14 protein-coding genes are annotated in these 22,248 nt (G+C 68.8%); 3 read left to right on the forward strand and 11 right to left on the reverse strand.

Going from position 1 to position 22,248, the window contains the following annotated elements:
* Positions 1-8: 8 nt before the first annotated feature.
* Positions 9-1,616, forward strand: coding sequence for an HNH endonuclease signature motif containing protein (locus ASD37_RS14980; RefSeq protein ID WP_056552170.1), 1,608 nt, complete (start codon positions 9-11; stop codon positions 1,614-1,616).
* Here ASD37_RS14980 and ASD37_RS14985 read toward each other — a convergent pair.
* The 10 genes from ASD37_RS14985 to ASD37_RS15030 are packed head-to-tail and all read right to left on the reverse strand — an operon-like array spanning position 1,613 to position 19,090.
* Positions 1,613-2,491, reverse strand: coding sequence for an MBL fold metallo-hydrolase (locus tag ASD37_RS14985; RefSeq protein ID WP_056552173.1), 879 nt, complete (start codon positions 2,489-2,491; stop codon positions 1,613-1,615). The two genes, ASD37_RS14980 and ASD37_RS14985, sit on opposite strands and share 4 nt — an antisense overlap.
* A 20-nt stretch (positions 2,492-2,511) precedes the next feature.
* A complete protein-coding gene (locus ASD37_RS14990) occupies positions 2,512-5,673 on the reverse strand; it encodes an arabinosyltransferase domain-containing protein (protein ID WP_056553384.1) in 3,162 nt (1,053 codons plus the stop codon).
* Between the two features lie 20 nt (positions 5,674-5,693).
* Complete coding sequence (locus ASD37_RS14995; protein ID WP_056552177.1) at positions 5,694-8,981, reverse strand: arabinosyltransferase domain-containing protein; 3,288 nt, start codon at positions 8,979-8,981, stop codon at positions 5,694-5,696.
* Positions 8,982-9,033: 52 nt separating this feature from the next.
* Positions 9,034-12,297, reverse strand: a complete 3,264-nt coding sequence (locus ASD37_RS15000) for an arabinosyltransferase domain-containing protein (protein WP_056553387.1) — start codon at positions 12,295-12,297, stop codon at positions 9,034-9,036.
* A 6-nt stretch (positions 12,298-12,303) separates the two neighbouring features.
* Entirely contained in the window at positions 12,304-14,127 is a 1,824-nt protein-coding gene (locus tag ASD37_RS15005; protein ID WP_056553390.1) for a galactan 5-O-arabinofuranosyltransferase, read from the reverse strand.
* Between the two features lie 35 nt (positions 14,128-14,162).
* Positions 14,163-14,945 (reverse strand): decaprenylphospho-beta-D-erythro-pentofuranosid-2-ulose 2-reductase, encoded by a 783-nt coding sequence (locus tag ASD37_RS15010; RefSeq protein WP_056552181.1) that lies wholly within the window; start codon positions 14,943-14,945, stop codon positions 14,163-14,165.
* Positions 14,946-16,307 carry an FAD-binding oxidoreductase gene (locus ASD37_RS15015; protein ID WP_056552184.1) on the reverse strand — a complete coding sequence of 454 codons (1,362 nt, stop codon included), beginning with the start codon at positions 16,305-16,307 and terminating at the stop codon, positions 14,946-14,948. It abuts the gene before it with no gap.
* Positions 16,308-16,326: 19 nt separating this feature from the next.
* On the reverse strand, positions 16,327-16,722 hold the full coding sequence (locus ASD37_RS15020) for a GtrA family protein (RefSeq protein WP_056553393.1): 396 nt from the start codon (positions 16,720-16,722) through the stop codon (positions 16,327-16,329).
* Between the two features lie 24 nt (positions 16,723-16,746).
* Positions 16,747-18,015: a hypothetical protein gene (locus tag ASD37_RS15025; RefSeq protein WP_056552187.1), complete on the reverse strand. Its 1,269-nt coding sequence runs from the start codon at positions 18,013-18,015 to the stop codon at positions 16,747-16,749.
* A 58-nt stretch (positions 18,016-18,073) separates the two neighbouring features.
* Positions 18,074-19,090 (reverse strand): PE-PPE domain-containing protein, encoded by a 1,017-nt coding sequence (locus tag ASD37_RS15030; protein ID WP_162253263.1) that lies wholly within the window; start codon positions 19,088-19,090, stop codon positions 18,074-18,076.
* 193 nt (positions 19,091-19,283) lie between these two features.
* Here ASD37_RS15030 and ASD37_RS15035 point away from each other — a divergent pair, with 193 nt between their 5' ends.
* Entirely contained in the window at positions 19,284-20,285 is a 1,002-nt protein-coding gene (locus tag ASD37_RS15035; protein WP_056552193.1) for an AraC family transcriptional regulator, read from the forward strand.
* Here ASD37_RS15035 and ASD37_RS15040 read toward each other — a convergent pair.
* Positions 20,279-21,685, reverse strand: coding sequence for a PLP-dependent aminotransferase family protein (locus ASD37_RS15040; RefSeq protein WP_056552196.1), 1,407 nt, complete (start codon positions 21,683-21,685; stop codon positions 20,279-20,281). The two genes, ASD37_RS15035 and ASD37_RS15040, sit on opposite strands and share 7 nt — an antisense overlap.
* A 49-nt stretch (positions 21,686-21,734) precedes the next feature.
* Between ASD37_RS15040 and ASD37_RS15045 the strand changes: the two genes are divergently transcribed.
* Complete coding sequence (locus tag ASD37_RS15045) at positions 21,735-22,205, forward strand: carboxymuconolactone decarboxylase family protein (RefSeq protein ID WP_056553396.1); 471 nt, start codon at positions 21,735-21,737, stop codon at positions 22,203-22,205.
* Positions 22,206-22,248 lie beyond the last annotated feature (43 nt).

The following is a 22,248-nucleotide window of genomic DNA, read 5'->3' on the forward strand; positions in this document are numbered from 1 at the left end:
TCGAATGCATGTTCGAGTCATTGGCCACCATCGCCGCCGGTACTTCGGGTGCCGGTGGGGTGGAGTCGTGGTTGCGGGTGGAGTCCGCTGCCTGCGCCCGTCGTGTCGCGGCGATGGCCGCCATGTTCCAGGTCGCCCATGCCGCCGACGACTCCGCCGAGCGGGATCTGTGGTGCACCGACACCTGGGACGCCGTCGCCGCGCACATCGGTGCCGCCCAGCGCATCACTCATGGCGCCGCGTCCAACCAACTCCTCATCGCCGTCGCGCTGCATGAACGGTTCCCACTGGTCGCCGCGGTATTCGCCGAGGGACTGATCACCTACCAACTGGTCCGGATCGTGGTGCAGCGCGGCGCCCTGGTCGTCGACCCCGACGCCTTGCACGAACTCGACCGCCTGCTGGCCGAGGCGCTGAGCACCCGCGAACCCATGTCGACGGCAACACTCGAGAAGACCGTCGACGCGTTCGTCGCTCAGGTCGACCCGCAGGCTGTGCACCGCACCGAGACTCAGGCGCGGGGGCGGTCGGTGGACGTCGGGGAGGACGACGGGAGCGGAATGGCCACGGTGTTTGCGACTTTGTTCGCCACTGATGCCACGGCCTTCGACGCCCGCGTGGACGCACTGGCCCGCACCGTCTGCCCCGCCGACCCACGCACACTGGACCAACGTCGCGCCGACGCCATCGGAGCACTGGCCCACGGCGCGGATCGGCTGGCCTGCCTCTGCGAGACCGGCGACTGCCCCGCCGGTGAGAACCCACCCTCCACCGGGGTGGTGGTCTACGTGATCGCGAGCGCGGACACCCTCCGCGAGCCCTTGGCACAAGCGCCATCCCCGCCGCCGCCTGCGCCCGCCGACGACGACTCTGCGCCAGACAGCGCCGACCGCTCGAGCGATGAGGCGCCACGGGCGGAGTCGCGCGATGGCATCCCCGCCGGCCCCGCCGACGAGCGCGCGTCCCTCGACGGCGAACCGCCGGCCATGTTCACAAAGCCTTTGCGCGAACTGACCCTGACCGAAGCCCTCACCCCCACCCCGGGACGCCTGGCCCAGCTGCGGCCCGCCGCGATGATGGGTGGACAGTTCCTGCCCGGCGCCATCGCCTGCCGCGCCACCGTCGGGGCCACGATCACCTCAATCGTGCACCCCGGACAGGCACCACCGGAACCCCGATACCGACCCTCCAAGAAGCTGGCCGACTTCGTCCGCTGCCGCGACATGACCTGCCGCTTCCCCGGCTGCAAAGTGCCGGCCACCCATTGCGACGTCGACCACAGCGTCCCGTGGCCCTACGGGCCGACGGCCGCATCCAACCTGAAATGTCTATGCCGTAGACATCATTTGCTGAAAACGTTCTGGGGTGGCCAAAGTGGTTGGCGCGACGAGCAACTCGACGACGGCACCATAGTGTGGACCGCACCCGACGGCCGGCAGCACATCACGACACCGGGCAGCCGCCTGCTGTTCCCCGAACTCAGCGAGCCCACCGCATCGGTGGTCGTCAACGGCGTGCCCACGGCGCATACCGGCGGGCTGACCATGCCACGCCGCAAGACCACCCGCGCCCAAGACCGCGCCAACCGAATCCGACGCGAACGTGAGTATCCCTAAATGCCCGGCAGTTCCAGCCAGTCGTCAACCTCGAACCGGTCGCCGCGGGCCACCAGCGTCGCACCGCCGTGGCCCGGGTAGTGCGCGGGAATCACGGCCGCCCGCGAACGCGAGGCCTCGGTGAAGACCCGCTTGCGCGTCACCGCCGCGGCGGCTGCGTCCACGTCGAACCCGCACGGGTCGTCGGGCCGGGCGATCTGGATCGGGCAGTGCGTCATGTCGCCGACGAACACCGCAGGCTGGCCCGCGTCGAGCCACAGCACCGACGAGCCGGGGGTGTGCCCGGCGGCGGGGCGCAGTCGCAGCGACTCGCTGATCTGGAGGTCGTCACTCCACAGCTCCATCTGGTCGGCCACTGGAAAGACGCTGTCCTGGAACACGATTTGCGAGCCGTCGGAGGCCCCGGGTCCGTCCGGAGCGAAGAAGCGGTAGTCCGCCTCGGGCATCAGATAGCGGGCGTTGGGAAACGTCGACACCCACTCGCCGTCGAGCAGTCGGGTGTTCCAGCCGACGTGATCGGTGTGCAGATGCGTGTTGACCACCACGTCGACCTCGTCGGCAGCCACCTCGGCCCGCTCCAGCGCGCCGAGGTAGTCGGTGTCGAGTCCCGACAGGGCCGGAATGTGCGGACGATCGCGGTGGTTGCCAACACCGGTGTCGACCACGACGGTCAGTCCGTCGACCTCGAGCACCCAACTTTGCAACGCCACGCGCCAGCGCCCGGTCTGGGGGTTGTAGAACGTCGGCACCAAGAGTTCGGCCTCGTCCATCCATGCCTGCGCGGGCGTATCGGCGAATAGCCCGGTCCCCACGTCGAATTCCCACTCGGGCACGCGGATGATCGTCGCCTTGCCAAGCGTGGTGCGGTCGTTCATGCGTCGACCCTACGCAGGTCTTAGGGCTTGATCCGGATCTTGCCCGGCGAGTACAACCCGCTGTGGGTCGCGGAGCCCAGCTCGACCTGAGCCGGCTGTGCTTCCACGACGGTGTCGAACTTGCGCAGCGATCCCCAGTCCCGACCCCAGTCGTGGTTCAGGTAGGTCGACATCAGGTTCTGCCGCAACAGCAGGTCGGTGATTCCGAGCAGGCCACCGTTGAGGCCGTCCTGCCAGGTGTCGGTGTCCTTGCGTTTGGCGTTGTAGTCCGGCGTGATGCGGAACTTCGGGATCTCGGTGACCCCGTTGGCGTGCAGCATCGGCTGCTGGCACGGGAACGCCAAGCCGACGGCCCAGTCCATCAGCACCGGCTGGGTCGAACCGACGTATTGCTGCACGGTCTTCAGCTCCGGAACACGCGGCGGGGTGACGGCAATCCAGTCACCGGGCGTCAGCGACAGGTCCTCGGCCACGATCCGCACCGACGTCGCGTCGGCCGGGATCTGCGAGCGGTCGAAGCGCAGGTTGCGCCACGACGGGATGGGGCCGATGTCGTACGGAGTCACGCGACCCGCGGCCTGCGGTGCGCCGTCGGAACCCGTTCTGGCGTACTCCAATTCGATGCGCTGACCCTCGGTGCGACCGTTGAAGATGCTGTTGCCGGTGATGCTGCCCGCGGCCGTGACCACGACCAGCGGGTGCGCGTCGTCCACGGCCGGCAACTGGTACCACGCCGACGTCAGCCGACTCTGTTGTTGCGCAGGCCCGTTGACGTACGTGCCAGCCAGCGGGACGCGCCGGGGGTCAAGACCGTACGGCAGCGGAACCGTCGACCCGTTCACCCCTGGGCTCGACAGCTTGACCGGTGCGTCCCAGTCGTAGTCGGTACCCGGGGTCGGCAGGTCGTTGCGGATCGCCTCGGCGACGATGTGCTGGGGCACGCCATTTGGGGTGAACCCCACGGCGCCAACACCACCCAGCGGGCCGAGGGGGCCGTAACTGCCCGGCAGGGCCGCCAGGAAACCGGCGTTGGAGTCCGGCTCGACTAGCACGTCGTCGGCCAGGCCACAGCCCCCGGTCAGGGCCTTGAGGTTCGAGGACGCATTCGAATACGTCGGGTACTGCCGCACCACGCCGACCAGCATCGAGCCGACGAACACGACGACCATCAGCCCCGCCGTGACCGGAATCGGTGCCGCGGTCACGACCCGCACCAGCTTGCTCTCGGTGCGATCGCGCGCCAGGTGCAACCAGAAGGCCCACAGTGCGGCAATTCCGAAGAGCGCGAAGAAGATCGAGCTGACCGTCACCCCGCCGATCTTCGGCAGCGCGTTGTTGAACGGCACGCCGTAGCTGGAGACGTACCACCAGCCGTTGGTGCTGGAGAAGGTCAATGCGATGAGGAACAGCACCGCGGCGGTGAACGCCATCCGGTTGCGTGCCGAGCGCAGCACCGCGCGGGACACCAGCACCGTCGCGACCGCTGCCATGGCCGCGCCGACGGCGGCGAACAGGCCGAAGTGGTGCACCCACTTGGTGGGGGTGAACATCAGGAAGAACATGGTGCCGAAGATGATGCCGACGAGCCGCCACACGGGACCGCGCGCGACACCGGGGACCCGGCCGCGGCGCAGCATGATGAACAGCGAGGCGAACAAGCTCAGCGCGGTGATGAAGAACCCGAACCGGCGCGACAGCGACCCGTCGACCGTCGGCAAGAACAGGTAGTAGTAGCGCAGGTTTTCGGTGTACCACGCCTGGCTTGGGCCGATTGCCGTGCGAATCTTGGTGGCCTCCAACACGGTTGCCAACGTCTGGTCGGCGAAGACGACCGCGAGGATGACGGTGCCGGCGGCCAGCAGTGGCAACACCAGCGGCCACGTGCCGACGACGCGGTGACGGCGCACCAGGATGCGCAGCAGTGGGCGACCACCTGCCAAGAGCGCGGCGACGGCGATCAGGCCGGTCGGCTGGATGCCGAGGGTGAACGCGGCCGACACGATGGCCAGCGCGGCAGGGGTGAGCCGGCCGGAGATGATGGCTCGCTCGATCAGCACGTAGGTGATCAGCGCGCCGGTGGCGATCTGTCCCTCGGGCCGCAGCCCGTTGTTGAACGGCATCCACGCGGCCATCAGCACCAGGCCTGCGGCCCACGTCGCCGAACGGCTCGAGGCCACCGACGGGCCGAGCCGGGGCAGTACCTCGCGGGACAACAGCAGCCAGCACAGCAGCGCACAGATCAAGTCGGGCAAGCGCATCCAGATGCTGGCGTCGCTGACGTGCGTCATCAACGCGAGCACGTTGTAGAACCACCCGAAGGGATCCTCGGGGCTGCCGAACCACCGGAAGTAGTTGGACATGTAGCCGGCCCGGTCGGCGACGCGGGCCATCTGCAGGATGTAGCCGTCGTCGGAGGAGTTGGCGCCGATGACGTGCCACATCAGGAATCCGAGTACCACCGCGACGTCGGTCGCCGTGAAGGTGCGCCACCGCGACGGGATGATGCGTTGCATGCGGCGGCCGTCGAGCTGGTCGAGACGCCACAGGGCGACGAGTGAGACGACGGTGGCCACGATGGCGAGCAGCATCGCCGCGAGCTTCACGGCGGTCGGCTTGGTGGTGAACCGGGTGTCGACCGTCGCCGTCACCGAGAGTCCTTGCGGCGCAGGTCCGGTGAGGTCGGTGAAGATGCCGACGAAGTTGGGCCGCAGGTTGGGGTCGACGAATCCGGAGCGGAACTCCTTCTGCGGGTCGGTCGGATCGGTCATCCCGGGGAACGTGGCGAACGTGCCCGCCTCCGACGAGGTGATCTCCATGCGGGTGCATTCGCGGCCGAGGGCCCGGTACATCGGCATGGTCGCGACGACGACGTTGCGGTCGGTGACGGTGATGCGCTGGCCGTTGATCTTGCTGCTGACGTTGACGAACAGCGAGTTGAGCGCGGCGTCCTTGGTGTTGGGCGGGGCGGTGCCGAGCACTGTGCCGCCGCCGCGATTCGCCATGTCGCGGAACACGTCACACGGCACGGTGGCCGTCAGGGTGACCGGTGTGAGCGTGATGAGCGGGGCGGTCACGTTGCCGACCTGCCCGCCCTGCGGCCAGTTCACCGTCGCGGTGGTCTGCACCACCGGCAGCAGGGGGGTCAGCACTGACAGCACGAAGCCGATCAGCCCCGAGATCATCGCCACCCAGCGGGTAGTCCTCACTTGTCCGTCTCCAGTGGCAGGGCTCTGATGGGTCCGCGGCGGGTCCAGCCCAGAACGGTTTCGGCACCCTGGTCGACGGTCACGTCGGGAGCGGTCTGCGCGGGCACGATCCGGTCGTAGCGCTCGATCGTCCCCCAGTCGCGGTACCAGTCGCCGCTGAGGTAGGTCGGAACCGTCGACGTGCGCAGCAGCGCCTGGATGTAGAGGAAGGGTCCGCCGTCGTCGGCGGACTGCCACTGGTTGGACGACACCACGACCTGCTTGGCGTTGGGCAGGATTCGGTAGTCCGGCAGCTCGGCGATGCCGAGGTGCTGCGACGCCGGTCGCTGGCACGGGAAGTTGGCTGCGGTGGCGATGTCCATCAGCACCGGCGTCGTCGACCCGAGGAACCGTTGCGCGGACTCCAGGGTCGGGACGCGCGGCGGGGTGAACGCGAACCACTGGTCGGTGGACAGGTTCGGGTCGTCGGCGACGATGCGGGCGACGTTGGCCTCCGGTGGCGCCGACGCCAACGGGAAGCGCAGGTTGCGCCACGCCCGCTGCGGCACCAACGGGTCGATCGGCTCGACGGCGGCGAGCGCACGGAAGCTGCCGTCCGGATTGCGAACCCCCCATTGGAGTTTCAGCGACTGGCCGTAGTTGAAGTCGCCCTCTTCGTCGACCGACCAGATCGCGCCTGCGGCGGCGACGGTGACCAGCGGCCGGTCGGGCGTGCGGGGCGGCAGCTCGTACCAGGCCGACGTCGCCTTGGCGGCCGCGGTGTTCTCGTCGTAGCTGCCCATCACGGGGGTGCGTGCGGGGTCGAGCCCGAAGGGCAGGAACACGCGGGAGCCGTTGACGCCCTCGGGTCCGTAGCCACCACCGGTGCCCGCGGAGAATCCGATGCCGACGTTGGGCTTGTCGGCCGACCCCGGTGAGTTGACGGTGCCGGGGTTGGCGGTGACGGGCTCGGGCGGCAACAGGCTGTCGCCGACGCCGTTCGGCGTGAAGCCCTGGGGGTCGGTGCCGCCGAGAGGGCCGTCTGGGCCGAACTGCTGACCCGAAACGGGTTGCAGCAGGCCGGCGTTGGGGTCGGTCTCGACCAACACGGCGTCGGCCATCGCGCAGCTGGTTGCGCTGAGGCCGGAGGCCAACGCGTCGACGTCCGCCTTGGCGGTGGTGTAGTTCGGGTAGCGGGCCGCGGCGCCCTTGACCATCGAGCCGACCTCGAGCAGCACCATCAGCGTCGCGACCACCAGCAGCGGGGTGGAGGCCAGCACTCGGTTGCGCCGGGTGTTCTCGACCTCGACGTGCCCGGTGTAGTCCATGCGGAAGTGCAGCCAGCCGGCCAGCAGACCGGTCAGGATCGCCAACCCGAGGAACATCGACGTCACGGGCTGACCCACGATCACCGGCTGCTTGTCGAACCACGGCACGCCGTAGTTGCCGACGTAGAACCAGCCGTTGATGCCCGAGGTGGCCCACGCCAGGACGAACAGCAGGGCCGTCACGTAGAGCGCGAGGTTGCGGCGACTGTGCAGCCCGACGCGGGAGAAGGTGAAGGCGGTGACGGCGCCCAACGCGCCGGCCAGCCCGGCGAACGCGCCGAACTGGACGGCCCACTTCGTCGGGGTGAACGTCAGCAGCAGCAGGCCGACCGCCGTGGTGCCGAGCAGTCGCCAGACCGGTGCGGTCGCCATGCCGGGCAGGGTGCCGCGGCGCAGGATGACCGCCAGCAGGCCGAAGAGGCACAGCAGCAGAATCAGCACCGAGAAACGGCGGGTCAGCGAGCCGTCCACGCTGTCCTCGACGGTGAGGAAGTAGTAGCGCAGGAACTCCTGGTACCAGGAGATGGTGGGGCCGACGGTGTACTTGATCCTCGCGGACTCGGCGACGGTGGCCAACGTCTGGTCGCGGAACACGATGACGAAGACCACCGACAGGGATGCGGCGAAGGCGGCGATCGGGGCGAGCGCTCCGGTGCGCCTGGCGCGGACGTTCCTGGCGATGGCGCGGGAGCCGACCAACAGCGGGGCGATCGCGATCAGGCCCTGCGGGGCCAGCGTGACGCTGAACATCGCGACGACGATCGCGACTGCCGCGGGCCAGGACCGGCGGACGCCAATCGCGTATTCGACGAGGACCCACGTCAGCAGCGCGCCGAAGGCGATCAACGGTTCGGGTCGCAGGCCGTTGTTGAACGGCAGCCACGCGGCGAGGAACACCGCGGCGCCGGTCCAGACGGCCACCCGGTTGTCGGCCAGTCGCCTGCCGAGCCGGGGCAGTACCCAGCGGCTCAGCAGCATCCAGGTGGCGAGTGCGGCCAGCGTGGCTGGCAGTCGCATCCACACCCCGGCGGTGCTGATCGTCGCGAGGTGCGCGAGGACGGACTGATACCAGTCGAACGGCGCCTCGGTAGCGCCGAAGTATCGGTAGTAGTTGGCGACGTAGCCGGCGTCGCCGGACACCCGCGCCATGGTCAGGTTGTAGCCGTCGTCCGACGAGATCGCCCCGACGACGTGCCAGAGCAGCAGGGTGCCGACGACGGCAGCATCGGCGAGCCAGGTGGCCACGCCTGCGCGCCAGAACCGGCGCCAGGCGCCCGTGGCGCGACGGCTGACGCCAATGTCGCCGCCAGCGCGGCTCCGGAAATCCAGCAGGGCCAGCGCCACGATCGAGGCGATGGTGGCCAGCACGCCGAGGACCATCAGCGCGGTCTTCAGTGCGGTCGGTGAGGTGATGAAGCGGGTGTCGACGTCGACCCGGGCGGACAGGCCGGGCTGGGGAGCGGCCTTCAGGTCGGTGAAGACGCCGGCCACCTGAGGCTTCTTCTCCGGTGCGAGGGTGCCGGTCGCACCGGGGATGCCGACGAAGTCCGCGCCGACGCCGCCGACGTTGGCCCAGACGTGCAGCGAGCTGCAGGCGCCGGAGGTGACGGCCTGCCGTGGCGCGACGGCGGCCACCGAGTCACGGAACGCGACGATGACGCTGTCGGCGGTGGCCCTGACGAACAGGCCGTTGCGGCCTGCGTCGATGCCCCCGTCGGGGATGGTCGACAGGACGATGCCGCCCGCGGCGGGCAGCGTGGAAATCGCCTGGCAGGGGATGGTCGCGTCGAGCGCCAGCGGGGCGCCGGAGACCAACGGAGCGGTGACGTCGGTGATCAAACCGTCGGCTCCGACGCCTTGCGGCCACAGGATCGCGGCCGTCGTCTGCTTGACGGGAAGGAGGGGAGTCAGAGCGCACAGCAGGAGTCCCAGGGCCCCCGCGATGATCGCGATGAGTCGTAGGGTCCTGGCGGGCACGAGGTTCGATGCTAGGCGACGTACTCGTGTGCGCTGCGTCGCCATGCGGGCCTCAGCTCAAACGAAGAGGCCCGGGGCTCCACAATCCGCTGCGTGTGGCGGTGCCAAGATCCAGCCGCGCGGGCTGGGCGTTGGGGTACCACGGGGTCAACTTCTGCAGGGCGCCCCAGTCGCGGAACCAGTCGTCCTTCAGATACGTCGGGACGGGCACGGCACGCACCAGGAGTTCGGTGATGCCCAACGGGCCGCCGCCGAGGTAGTCCATGACGGGCGAGTTCGCCTCGGCGCCGAAGCGGTCCGGCAAGATGCGCCACTTGGGTACTTCGGTGACGCCGTTCTGGTGCCCGAACGGTCGCTGACACGGGAACGCCAGCCCGACGAGCCAGTCGAGCAGCACCGGGTCGGTGGAGCCGACGACCTCTTGAAGCGTCTTCAGTAGCGGGATCCGCGGCGGGGTCACCGCGATCCAGTGCTGGGGTGCGAGGTCCTGGTCGGAGGCAACGAGCCGGACCTGGGTGGCCTGCGACGGGATCGCGCTCAGCGGGACGCGAAGGTTGCGCCACGCCGGGACGGCGCCGACGTCGCCGAAGCCGACGCTGCCGCCGGGCTGGCCGCTGGCCGCCTGCTCGTCGGTCGCCCACTGGACCGTCACCTCGCCCGGGTCGAACCGGCCGGCGGCCGCGACCACCAACACTGGGCCCGCCTGATCGCGCGGCGGCAAGCGGTACCAAGCCGACCGCAGTTGGGCCGGCTGCTGCGTGCCCGAGCGCCAGCTGCCCATCACCGGCGTCGTGGCGGGGTTGAGGTTGTAGGGGAGTCGCGCCCGCGAGCCGTTGACGCCCGCGGCGGCCGTGGTGCCGCCCTCGGTGCCCGGCTCGCTTCCGCTGGCGCCCGATCCGTCGGAGTCGGCGAAGTTGTCGCTGCCCTCTGGTTCGGAGACGGGGTCGGCCGAGAGGTCAGCAGGAATTCCGTTGGGGCCGAAGCCTTGTGACGACGGACCGAGAGCGACGCCCACCGGCGAGCTGACCGGCGTCAGCATGCCCGCGTTGGGGTCCTGCTCGACGAGGACGTCGGTGGCCAGCCCGCAGGTCTTGCCCGTGAGCGCCTCGAGGTTGGACCGGCCGACGGTCCAGGCGGGGTACTGCTCGACCATCGCGACGGTCAGCGACATCACCTCGAAGACCACCAGCGCCCACACCACGATGGTCAGCGGCACCCCGGCCACCCCGGACCAGCGCCGTGGCTTGCTCGGCGGCGACGCGTCGCGGCCGGTGAAGTGCAGCCACGCCGCCACCAGAAGGGCGACGACGGACAGGCCAAGCAGGATGGTGGTGAAGCCGAACTTGTACTGCGGGAACTGATTCGACCACGGAACGCCGAAGTTCGACACGTACCACCAGCCGTTGACACTGGCGAACGAGAACGCCGTCATGAACAGGACGATGGCGGCGAAGATGGTGCGGTTGCGGCGCGACCTCATCGCCGTGGCGGCGACCGCGACGGCCGCCAGCGCCCCGAGTGACCCGGCGAGTCCGGCGAAGACACCGAAGTGGTGGGTCCACTTCGTCGGCGTGAACATCATCATGAGGAACGAGATGATCGTGATGCCGATGATGCGTCTGGCCGGTCCCGCGGCGGTCCCGGGAATTCGGCCCTTGCGCAACGACATTGCGACCGACACGGCCAGTGCGAGCAGCAGCGCGAGGACGGCGAAGCGGCGGGCCACCGAGCCGTCGGGGCTGGCCATGAACAGGCGTTCGTATCGGATGTGCTCGTCGAACCAGGCGAGGCTGGGGCCGACGTCCGACTTGAAGCTGCTGGCCTGGAGTTCGGCGACAAGGGTCTGGTCGCGGAAGATCAGGAAGATGGTGACGGTGCCCGCCGCGGCGATCGGCGCCAGCAGCGCCCAGTAACCGAACCGTGACACATGAGCGGCCACAATGGTTTTCAGCGGACCGATGGCGACGAGCAGCGCGCCGACCGCGGCGATGCCGGTGGGCCCGGAGAACAGGGTGAGCGCACCGATGATGATAGCGATCGCGACCGGGAGAAGCCTGCTGGTGGCGACGCCACGTTCCACCGAACACCAGGTGAGCAAGATTCCCAGGGCGATGATCGGTTCGGGTCGCAGGCCGTTGTTGAGCGGCAACCAGAACGCCAGGAACATGCCTGCCGCGGTCCACGCCGCCGCGCGGCTGGTCTTGACCGCGTGACCAAGGCGCGGGATGACCTCGCGGCTGATCACCCACCAGCTCGCCAGGGCCATCAGCAGCGTGGGCAGCCGCACCCACACGCTCGCGGTGCTGACGTGCGCCCACAGCGCGAGCAGGTCGTAGTACCACCCGAACGGCGCTTCCGGCGTACCGAACCAGCGGTAGTAGTTGGCCATGTAGCCGGCGTGCTCCGACACCCGCGCCATCGTCAGGATGTAGCCGTCGTCGGAGGTGTTGGCGCCGACGAAGTGCCACCACAGCAGGACCGCGGTGACGAGGCCGTCCAGCGGCGTCAGAGACCACCAGCGGGGCGGGAGGAACCTGCGGTGCCGCACACCGTCGGCGCTGTCGAGGACGTGCAGGGCGCCGAGGGAGACGACGGTCATCGCGATGCCGACGATCATCGCCAGCAGCTTGAGCAGCGTGGGGGAGGTGCTGTAGCGGGAGTCGACGGTGGCCGAGAACTGAAGGCCTGGCGGAGCGGGCCCGGTGAGGTCGGTGAAGACGCCGACGACCTGGGGTCGGAAGTCGTACCCGCTGCGTTCGCCTCGAAGCGGGTCGCCGGGCTTGGCCTGGCCGTCGGCGTCCGGTCCCTCGACGAGTCCGACGAACTCGGCGGTGACCTTGTCGGCGTGGGCGGTGAACGTCAACTGCTGGCAGGCGGGGCTGAGCACCTCGGTCAGCGGCGCGCTGACCACGGGAGTGTTGCGCACGATGACGAGCAGGTCACCCCCGACCCGCTCGACAAGCAGGCCGCGGTCGACGGCCTTGGGCGCCTGCTTCGGGACGGTGGACAGCAGTACGGTCCGATTGGCGTTCTCGGCGCCCATCAGACCCGCCACGGCGCGGCAGGGGATGGTCACGTTCATGTCGGTCGGCACGTAACCGATCAGCGGAGCGTCGACGCTCTGCATCACGCCGTTCTGCGGCCAGTTGATCGTGGCGGTGGTCTGGGTGACCGGCAGGAATGGCGTCGCGATCGCCAGCAGTGACCCCAGCAAACCGGCGACGATGGCGACGAGGCGGGCGGTTCTGTGGTTGGCCCCGGCACCTGTCACGGGGCTAGATGATAGTTCCCCGTTCGCGGGGACCTCACCGGTCATGATCATTTACCGCCGGATCGCCAGGACGAACGGCCCGATGTCGGACACGGCCCACCGCGGATCGTCGAAGAGCGCGGCGTCGAGTGCCACCTGGTAGCGGCGCACGTTGGGCTGATTCGGGTAGACGTCGCTGGCCAGCCGCAGCGTGTAGGTGTCGTTGGCCCCGTGCCGCATCAGGAAGACGGTCGGCGCCTGCCAGGGCAGGGTGTCGAGGGCGGTGACGAACTTGTCGGGCGAGGTGATCGTCGCCCAGTTCTCGATGGCCGCCGACCGCTCCTTGAACTGGGCGAGGGGGTTGGCGTAGTGCGACGTCAGGCCCTGGAAGCCGTAGTACGGGTAGTAGGCCAGGAAGCTGTAGTCGGCGGTCAGCACCACGGTTTCGTTGCGGGGTCTACCGGTGACTTCGGCGATCTTCGCGTCGACCGCGCGGTAGTACTGTTCGGCGCCCGGGGGGCGACGGTCGGCGCGTTGACCGCTGCCGTCGGTGTCGGTGTAGGCCACGACGATGTCGGGTCGCAGCACGTCGGGGATGTCCTGAGTGAACGTGATGGCACCGAGCGCGCCGACCGCCGCGCCGGCGGCGACGACCCGTTGCCGGGTTCGTGGGGTGTACCGAGAGGCGATGGCGACGGTGGCTTCGACGAACCCGAACGCGCCCGCCGCCGTCAGCAGCACCGTCAGGGTGGGCTGCAGCCGGAAGGACAGCAGCGTGGTGCCCAGCAGCGTGGTGACCATCGACAACAGCGACCACGCGTAGACGGCGAGGACGCCGACGGCGAGTGCGCCCGCACGCGTTGAGCTGCGCGCATAGACCACCATCCACAGCGTGCCGACCATGCACAGCGCGCCCAACAGGGTGAAGTCGAGCATCGGGAACGTCAGCTGGGCGCCGTCGGCGGGCAGGTAGTGCAGGGCGGTGCCGGTGTCGGCGGGCACGCCCTTGGACGCGGCCAGGAAGTACGGCGCCCAGTGGATCAGCGCGATGACGCCCGCGATGACGGCGATGACGGCGAGCCGCAGCACGGGCCCCCAGCTGCGCCGGGTGACGGCGGCGAGCAGAGCCATGATCGTCACGGTGAACGCGGCGTATCCGAGGAGAAGCGTGTAGAACAGCGCCGCCAGCCCGAGGAAGAGCCCGACGCCGACGACGGCCGCCCAGCCGTTGCCCTTGTCGCGGTCGGCCCGCAACCCCGACCACGCCAGCACGAACACCGGCGGCAACAGCACGGTGATGATGGCGGCGTACGGCTCGGCGGTGGCGTAGGCGAGCGTGGCCGCGGCGGTCGCCGTCGAGACCACCAGGGCGAGCTCGAAGCGGATCATCGCCGTCCACAGCACCAGCGCGACGGCGATCGCCGCGGTGATCGACACGATCGACCACGGCTTGAACATCTCCCAGGCGGGTGTGCCGGTCAGGTCGGCGAGCCGGCCGCCCAGCCAGAACCAGCCGCTCGGGTAGTACGGCGGCAGACCGATGTAGGTCATGTCGTGCGGCGCCGCGGTGTCGGTGAAGCGGGTCAGGTACTCGGTGCGGAACTGCTGGTCGACGGAGACGCCGAAGAGGTACAGCTTGGTGGCGCCCAACGGCATTGCCAGCGTGACTGCCGACAACGCGGAGAGGAACACCACCGAGACGGCCCTGGCGATCAGCCGTCGGTTGGCGCGCCACAGCCAGCCCGCGGCGAAAATCCCTGCCAGGCAAGTGAACTGACCAACGGTGGTGAGTGCGTGCAGCTGGTTCGACGAGTTGAACGCGGGCCACTCGACCCGGGCGATCGCCACCAGCGAGATGCCGGCGACGACGACTGCCACGACGACGGCGGCCGCCATGTGGGCGGCCGTCCGCAGCGCCTGAGACACGAGGATCAGATCGGCAGCTTGCGGAAGATCGGCCGCGGCACGTGCCGCAGCACCATCATCACGTACCGGAACGCGCCCGGCGCCCACACCAGGTCCTTGCCCTTGGCGGATGCGGTGACGGCCAGTTCGGCGACGTACTCCTTGTCAACGGTCATCGGGGCTTCCTTCGCGCCGGTGGCCGCCAGGTAGTCGACTGTGGTCTTGGTACGAACCTGTCCCGGCCGGATGACGAGCACGCGAACGCCGAACTCGCGCAGCGCTTCTCCCAGTCCGAGGTAGAAGCCGTCGAGCCCGGCCTTGGTGCTGCCGTAGACGAAGTTGGAGCGTCGTACCCGTTCGCCTGCCGCGCTGCTCATGGCGATGATGCGACCGGAACCCTGGGCGCGCATCTTCTCGCCGAGCAGGACGCCGACGGAAACGGCTGCGGTGTAGTTGATTCCGGCGATCTGGACGGCCTTGCGCTGGTTCTGCCACAGCTCCTCGGCGTCACCGAGCAAGCCGAAGGCCACGACGGCGACATCGACGTCACCGTTCGCCCAGGCCTGGTCGATCACGGCCGGGTGGCCGTCGGTGTCGACGCCGTCGAAGTCGACCCACTCGACCGACTTGGCTCCCGCGGAGGTCATCGCGGCGATGGCGTCGGCCTTGCGGGGGTGGTCGGGCAGGTCGGCGAGGATCACGCGTGCCGAGGCGTCGCGCAGGAAGCGTTCGGCGATGGCCAGCCCGATCTCGGACGTGCCGCCGAGGACGAGGATGGCCTGGGGGTTGCCCACGGCGTCAAACACCATTTAGAGAAGCTCCAAACGTCGGGCCATGTCGGAGGCGAAGACTCCGGCGGGGTCGACCCTGCGGCGGACCTCGATCCATTCGTCGATTCGCGGATACATGGCGTGGAAGGTCTCCGCGGTGGTCCGCGAGTCCTTGGCGGTGTAGAGGCGGCCGCCGAATTCGAGCACCCGCCTGTCGAGTTCGGTGACGAATTCGTTGAGTCCGGCCTTGATGGGGAAGTCGACGCAGACGTTCCAACCCGGAATCGGAAAGCTCAGTGGCGCTTGGTTTCCCGCGCCGAACAGCTTGAAGACGTTGAGGAACGAGTAGTGCCCCGAGCGCTGGACGTCGACGATGATGCGCTTGAACTCCTCGACGGCTTCGGTTGGCACCACGAACTGATACTGCAGGAAGCCGGCCGAACCGTAGCCCCGGTTCCACTCGCCGAACATGTCGAGTGGGTGGTAGAACTGCGTCAGGTTTTGCACCTTGCCGCGGTAGGTACCGGACTTGCGGTACCAGAGTTCGCCGATCGGGCCGAACGTGTACTTGTTGGCCAACCCGTTCGGGAACACGTCCGGGAACGTAAGCAGTTGCGGCGCATCGAATTTCAGCGGGTTCTTCTGCAGCTTGTCGGGCAGCTGGTCAAGCCTCGCCAGCGAGCCGCGCGAGATGGCCGCCCGGCCCAGCTTCGGGGGCGCGCTGATGGCGTCGAACCAGGCGCTGGAGTACGTGTAGTCGTCCTCGCTGCCGTCGCTGTGGAAGGCGATGGTGTCGTCGAGAGTGGGCGTCACGTCACCGTCGGCGATGAAGTAGGCGGTCTCCGTCGGAGTCATCGCGATGGTGGCCCGCAGGATGATGCCCGTCAGGCCGTTGCCGCCGACCGTCGCCCAGAAGAGCGCGGCGTCCTCGCCGTCCGGGGTGAGGCGACGCACCTGGCCGTCGGCGGTCAGCAGGTCCATCGAGCGGACGTGGTTGCCGAAGCTGCCCGCGCTGTGGTGGTTCTTGCCGTGGATGTCACAGGCGATCGCGCCGCCGATGGTGACCTGGCGCGTGCCGGGCAGGACCGGTACCCACAGCCCGAGCGGGAGCGCCGCGCGCATCAGTTGGTCGAGGTTCACCCCGCCGTCCACGTCGACGAGGTGGGTGTCGCGGTCCATCGAGTGGATCTGGTGCAACGCCGACATGTCGACGACCAAGCCGCCGCCGTTCTGGGCGTTGTCGCCGTAGGAGCGTCCCAGCCCGCGCGCGATGATGCCTCGCCCGTCGGCACTGGTGACGGCTTCGACGATGGTCTCGGCATCTGGCGTCGACAGCACCCGGGCGACGGTAGGCGCAGTGCGCCCCCAGCCCATCAGCTGCTTGGTGGTCGTTTCGAACATCGTGACGAGGGTACCGCTCTCACTTCAGCTTGAAGATAACCGCGCGCTGCACCACGAAGTTGATCACCGTCGCGGTGCCCTGCGCGACGACGAACGCCAGCGGCACGCCCCACCACTGGTTGGCCCACACCGTGTACAGGACGTGGTTGATGCCGACCTGAACGGCGAATGTGACGGCGTACAGCGCGACGACCGCGATGAAACGGGCTCGGCTGGGCGGCGCCTGGAACGTCCACCTGCGGTTGATCAGGTAGGCGGTGGTGGTGCCTGCGATGAAGCTGAGCACCTTTGCCAGGTCGCGTTGCAGTCCCAGCGCGTGCAATCCCACGTAGAGCCCGTAGTCGACGACGGCCGACAGCCCGCCGGTGACGACGAAGCGCCAGGCCTGGGTCGCCAGGGACAGATTCGGCGACATCGGGGGCTCGGCCACGGGGGCAGCTTAGTCAGCGCGGCTGCGAGTGGTGACCGCGGCAACGGCGCCTGAGATCGCGACCAGCGCGGCCGCGATTACGACCGGTATGAGCGCTCCAATCGAGAACTGGGCGTCCACCAGCGGGAGCAGGACGATCGCCACCAGTACGACGGGCATGACGATGCGTAGCCACCAGGTCACCACGCTGTCCCCTGGGATGCGGGCGAATGCTGTGAGCACGATGGCGTAGAGGGTGACGAGCAACAGCCCGCCGACGTAGCCGAATTGCACGCGGAGTTGGGTGACGGCAACGGTCAGTATCACCATCGCCGCCAGCACGCCGGCGTAGACGGTTTCAGGTGAGAACGCGGTGCCCAGCCGGCCGACGATCTGGATGATGCCCCAGAGCAGGGCCAGCATGCCTGCCACGACGATCATCGTCGACGCGGCGGTGATCAGATTCGTGCCCGTCGACCCGTACAACTGCTCGGCGATCAGCGAGGTGTCGCCACGATCGAAGGGGCCAAGACCGTTGGCACCCAGCTGGCCGGCCCACGACACGATGGCTGCGCACACCGCGACGATCCCGAGTGCCAGCCCCATGGACCAACCCGACGAGGTGCCCCGCCGGCGGCGGGTGGTGATGACCTCGAAACCGGCGATCCCGACGGCGAGTACGACCAGCGCAGTGGCGGCGTCAACGCCCGTGGTCGGGGGTGCCGCGTTGTGGGGCTCGTCCGGGGCGCCGCCCGACAGGATGGTCGCAACGATGGCCAGCCCGAGATAGAAGTGGATGAGCAGTCCGCCCGCCGCGAGGGCAGTGGCGAGCCCGATGGTCACCCGCTCGGGCAGGGCGAACACCAGAACCCCGGCGATGACGAGTGCCGTCACCGCGTACAGCGACCACAGCGAGTTGCTGAACACCAGCTCGCCGAACGGATCGCTCGGCGCCTCGACCGGCAGCCACACCAGGGCGATCCCCTGTGCGGAGGTGACGACCAGTGCCGAGTACGCCAGGATCTGCACTCCACCGGCCAATGCCGCAGCCCGGCGGCCGAGTGTCGAGCCGACCAGACCTGCCGTGGACACGGCGGCGGGCGCATGTCTGCGCAGGCGGACCAGGGCGTAGATCACCGGGGCGAAGAGCACGGCCCCAAGCAACCCCCCGAGGCCGCCCGAGGCACCCGTCAAGGCGACGGCGGCGACGCACAAGCCCGTGGCCTGCCAGCCGGCGAGGCTCGGGGTCGGGGCTGATTCGTCGAGGGCGAGGGAGTCCGTCAGCTGCTTCTTGGGCACGTGAGCCGATTTTGCCAGCAACCGAAGGCCCCTGCGCGCACCAATTTCTTGGCTACTTCTAGGCCGGGTTGGCATCCTCGGTGTCGCTCGGGTCGGGCCCGGCGGCCGGCTCATCCGCTTCCGGCTCCGCCTTCGGTGTCGGGTCAACTGTCGGCGCCGGGGCGTCGTTCCCGGGCTTCTCGTCCTTCTGGTGCTTGACCTCGTGGGTGGCGTCGGACGCCTGCACGTTTCGGCGCGGCTTCTTCGGCTCGTCCTCGGACTTGCTATCTTTCGCAACGGTATTCGTGACGGCCAAGGGTGTCGGTTGGACGTCGTTGCGCGAGTACCCGGCGTCCACCATCGGCTTCAGGACGGCCTCGAGACCGTTGACGTTGATGCCGAGGTTCCGCAGCGGCTGCAACATGGGGAGGTGGGCGGTCGGGATCAGCACGTCGGTCACCTTGCCGCCCGCGCCGTTGACCGTCGTCGTGACGTTCTCCTCGGGGAGGTTGGCGGGTAGCTTGCCGTAATACGGGTGCACGTAGATGATTCCGGCCGCCGCGTTGGCAATCGCAAGGACGTTGAACCGGTCGGGTAGATCGGCGAAGCCGTCGTATTCGCGGGTGAAGTAGACGGTGTCGTACGGGGTGTCTTCGGTCCGGTAGCCCGTCTGAGCCAACGCACCGTGACCGGGACGCGTCGGGTCGCCGATGGCGACGAACGTCAGGGTGCCGGGGGCCGGCCGCTGATCGTCGGGCAGCGCCATCAGGCGACGTTTGGCCTCGGAGACGGCGATGGCTCCCTGGCTCATGCCAAGGGCGCGCTTCTCCCCTGGGGTCGACTGAATAAGTGCGACAAGGCGATCCGCCCCAATGGCGACGGACTTGTCCATGTCGACGACGGTCGCCGGGAACGGCACCGGGACGGCGGGGCCGTCGTCGTACTTGCCGCCGAGGACGCCGGACAGGCCGACGGGCGGGATGGGTTGACCGCTGTCGATCAACTGTGCCGTTCCCCCGAGGGTGAACGTGGTGGGTGCCGCGATCGCGACACCTGGGACGGCGACGATCGCCGCCACCGCAACGGAACTGACCAACTGTCGTAGCATGACGACTGCCCTTCTTTGCGAACCGCAGGTGATGGGTAGGCGGAAGCGGATGACTGTTTGGCGACGGAAGTCCGCTTCCGTTCTCAGGTCAAAGCTAAGAGGATTCGACGCCGGCGAAAATGACCGCAACTAGCGACGTCAGTGACCGAAATGCGCACGCCTGCGGTGGTAATTTCACACTGTGGCGGCCCGCACTGTCGCAATCCAGCTCATCCGTGCGGCGATCGCCCCGGCGTCGGCCCGGGGCCTCGACGTCGATGGCGTTCTGCGCGAAGCGGGAATCCCGGCGGGTTTGATCGGCGAGGACGCCGCCAGGGTGACCGAGGCCCAGGCCGCGCGCCTGATCCAGGTTCTATGGGTCGTGACCGGTGACGAGATGGTCGGGCTGGGCGCAATGGCCATCCCGCGCGGAACGTTCCGCATGGTCACGTTGGGCCTGATCCATACCCCCGATCTCCGGACGGCATTGCGGCGTTTGATCGAATTCGTCGGTATCGGAATCGGTTTCGAGGTGACGGAGCTCGCGGGCGACGCCAAGACCACCCGGATGGTCATCGCTCCGGGGGCCAGGACCCGGGCCAGTCAGGTCGTCGGGGCCATTGGGATCGTGGTGGGCCACCGGTTCGCCAGCTGGCTTATCGGTCAAGCGATCCCGTTGACGTCTGTTGAACTACCAGAACCCCCGCCGCCCCACGCGGACTACCCGCCGATCTTCGGCGTCGTCCCGAACTTCGACGCACCCGCGGCGGCGTTCACCTTCGACAGCGGATTTCTCAACGCGCCGGTGGTGCGCGACGAGGACGAGTTGACGGAATTCCTGCGAAACCTACCGGACGCCTTGCTGTTCCGGCAGGACTACCACCCGACCGTGTCCAGTCGCGTGCGCAGGATGGTGGAGCGCCGCCACGCCCCCGATCTGCTCACAGTGGAGGAGATCGCCAAGCCGTTGAACGTCAGCGCCCAGCATCTGCGGCGCTTGCTCCGCGACGAGGGCACGACGTTCCGTGGGATCAAGGAGGACGTCATGAGGGACGCGGCGATCGCCGCCCTGGCGAGCGGGCGCGAGTCGACCGAGGAGCTGTCCGATCGGCTCGGATTCTCGGAGCCAAGCGCGTTCCGGCGCGCGTTCCGCCGGTGGACGGGAAGCCCGCCTGGCGCGTACCGAATTGCCAGGGGTCAGTGACGGAGGCTGGCCAACACCCCGCAGAGGGCGTCGACTGCCGCGGCGAACGCACTCTCCGCGGGGGTGCCGAAGCTGATCACCACGCCGTCGGGGGCGGGAACGTCCGGGCTTGCGTCCGGGTGTCGCAGCAGGCTCAGCCCGGAGAGCGCGATGCCAGCCTCACCCGCTCGCCTGATGACCTCGGGCTCCGTCCCGGCGGGCAGTGTCAGCAGCAGGTGCAGGCCCGCCGACAGGCCGCTGATGCCGACGTCGAACGGGCGCAATGCCTCGACGAGGCGGTCGCGGCGGTGTCGGTAATTTAGCCGCATTCGTCGAATGTGCTTGTCGTAGCTGCCGTTCGAGATGAAGTCGGCCATCGTCAGCTGGGTGATGGCGTTGACGTAGAACTGTTGACCGCCCGAGGCGGCCACCACCCGGTCGACCAAGCGGTCGGGCAGCGCCATCCATCCCAGCCGCAGGGCAGGTGAGAGGCTCTTGCTCGCCGATCCGAGGTAGACGACGCGATCCGGGTCGAGCCCCTGGACGGCCCCGACGGGCTGGCGGTCGTAGCGGAACTCGCCGTCGTAGTCGTCCTCCAGCAGATAGCCGCCGCTTTGGTCGGCCCACTCGACGACTGCCTTGCGTCGTGCCGGATGCAGCGGGCCGCCGTGCGGAAAGTGGTGCGCGGGGGTCAGCAGTACCGCGGTCGCGGCGGTCGCGGCCAGGTCGTCGACCACCGCCCCGTGCTCGTCGACGCCGATCGGGGTGGACGGCACCCCCATCCCGGCGAGCGCCTCCCGAAACAGGTACAGCCCGTATGCCTCGACCGCGATGGGTCCGCCGAGTGCCCTGGCGAGGATCTCGACGCCGTGCCGGGTGCCCGCGCAGATCACTATCGACTCCGGTGAGGTGCGGACGCCGCGAACCCGGCCGAGGTACTCCGCGAGGGCTTCTCGCAGTTCCACCCGGCCGCGGGGGTCGCCCATCCGCAGTGCCTCGTGGGGCGCGGCTGACAGTGCGCGACGAGTGGAGGCCAGCCACGCAGTGCGGGGAAAGGCGCTGACGTCGGGCGAGCCGGGCATGAAGTTGTGAGTGGGCACGACGGGTGTGCCGCGCGAGCGGGTTGGCAGGGGCGTGGCCGCTGCGTCGACCACCCAGGTGCCCGCGCCTTGCCGTGAGTCCAGCCAACCCTCGGCGACCAGTTCGGCGTAGGCCTCGGCGACGGTGTTGCGGGCCAGTCCGAGATCGGATGCGAGCGTGCGCGACGGCGGAAGCGTCGTCCCCGAGGTGAGCCGGCCGGACCGTACGGCGTCTCGCAACGCGGTGGTCAGGAGTTCGCGCGCGCCGCGGGCGCCGGGAACGATGGCCTGGCGGAGGTCGAGGTGGAGGTCCCTCGAACCCGAATTGGCCCATGAAGTCACTCACGAATTGAACCATGCGGATGGTTCTTTCGCCGCTAGCGTGGTGGTCATGACACAGACACTGGAACACCCCACCGCCATGGACCGCCTCTCGATTTACCAGGTCTCGCCCGAGCTGTACGACGCGATGATGCGGCTCTCGACCGCGTCGGCCAAGGACGTCGACCCGACCATCGGCGAGCTGATCAAGATTCGCGCCAGCCAGATCAACCACTGCGCGTTCTGCCTCGACATGCACGTCGCCGATGCCCGCAAGCGCGGGGAGACCGAGCAGCGGCTGGCGCTCGTCGCGGCGTGGGACGAGGCGGGCACGTTGTTCACCGATCGAGAGCGGGCGGCGCTGGAGCTGACCGAGGCGATCACCGAGCTACACCACGGGCACGTCTCCGACGACGTCTACGCCAAGGCTGCCGCGGTGTTCACCGACAAGGAGCTGGCCCAGGTGATCGCGATGGCCGTCACCATCAACGCGTGGAACCGCTTCAACGTCGCGACCCGACTGAAGGCCCCGCGCCGCTGAGGTCTCACCCCCGTCGATTTGTGGAGTTTTGGCGGTGCTCACC

It is taken from the genome of Mycobacterium sp. Root135 (assembly GCF_001426545.1).
In the GTDB taxonomy this organism is placed as follows: Bacteria; Actinomycetota; Actinomycetes; order Mycobacteriales; family Mycobacteriaceae; genus Mycobacterium.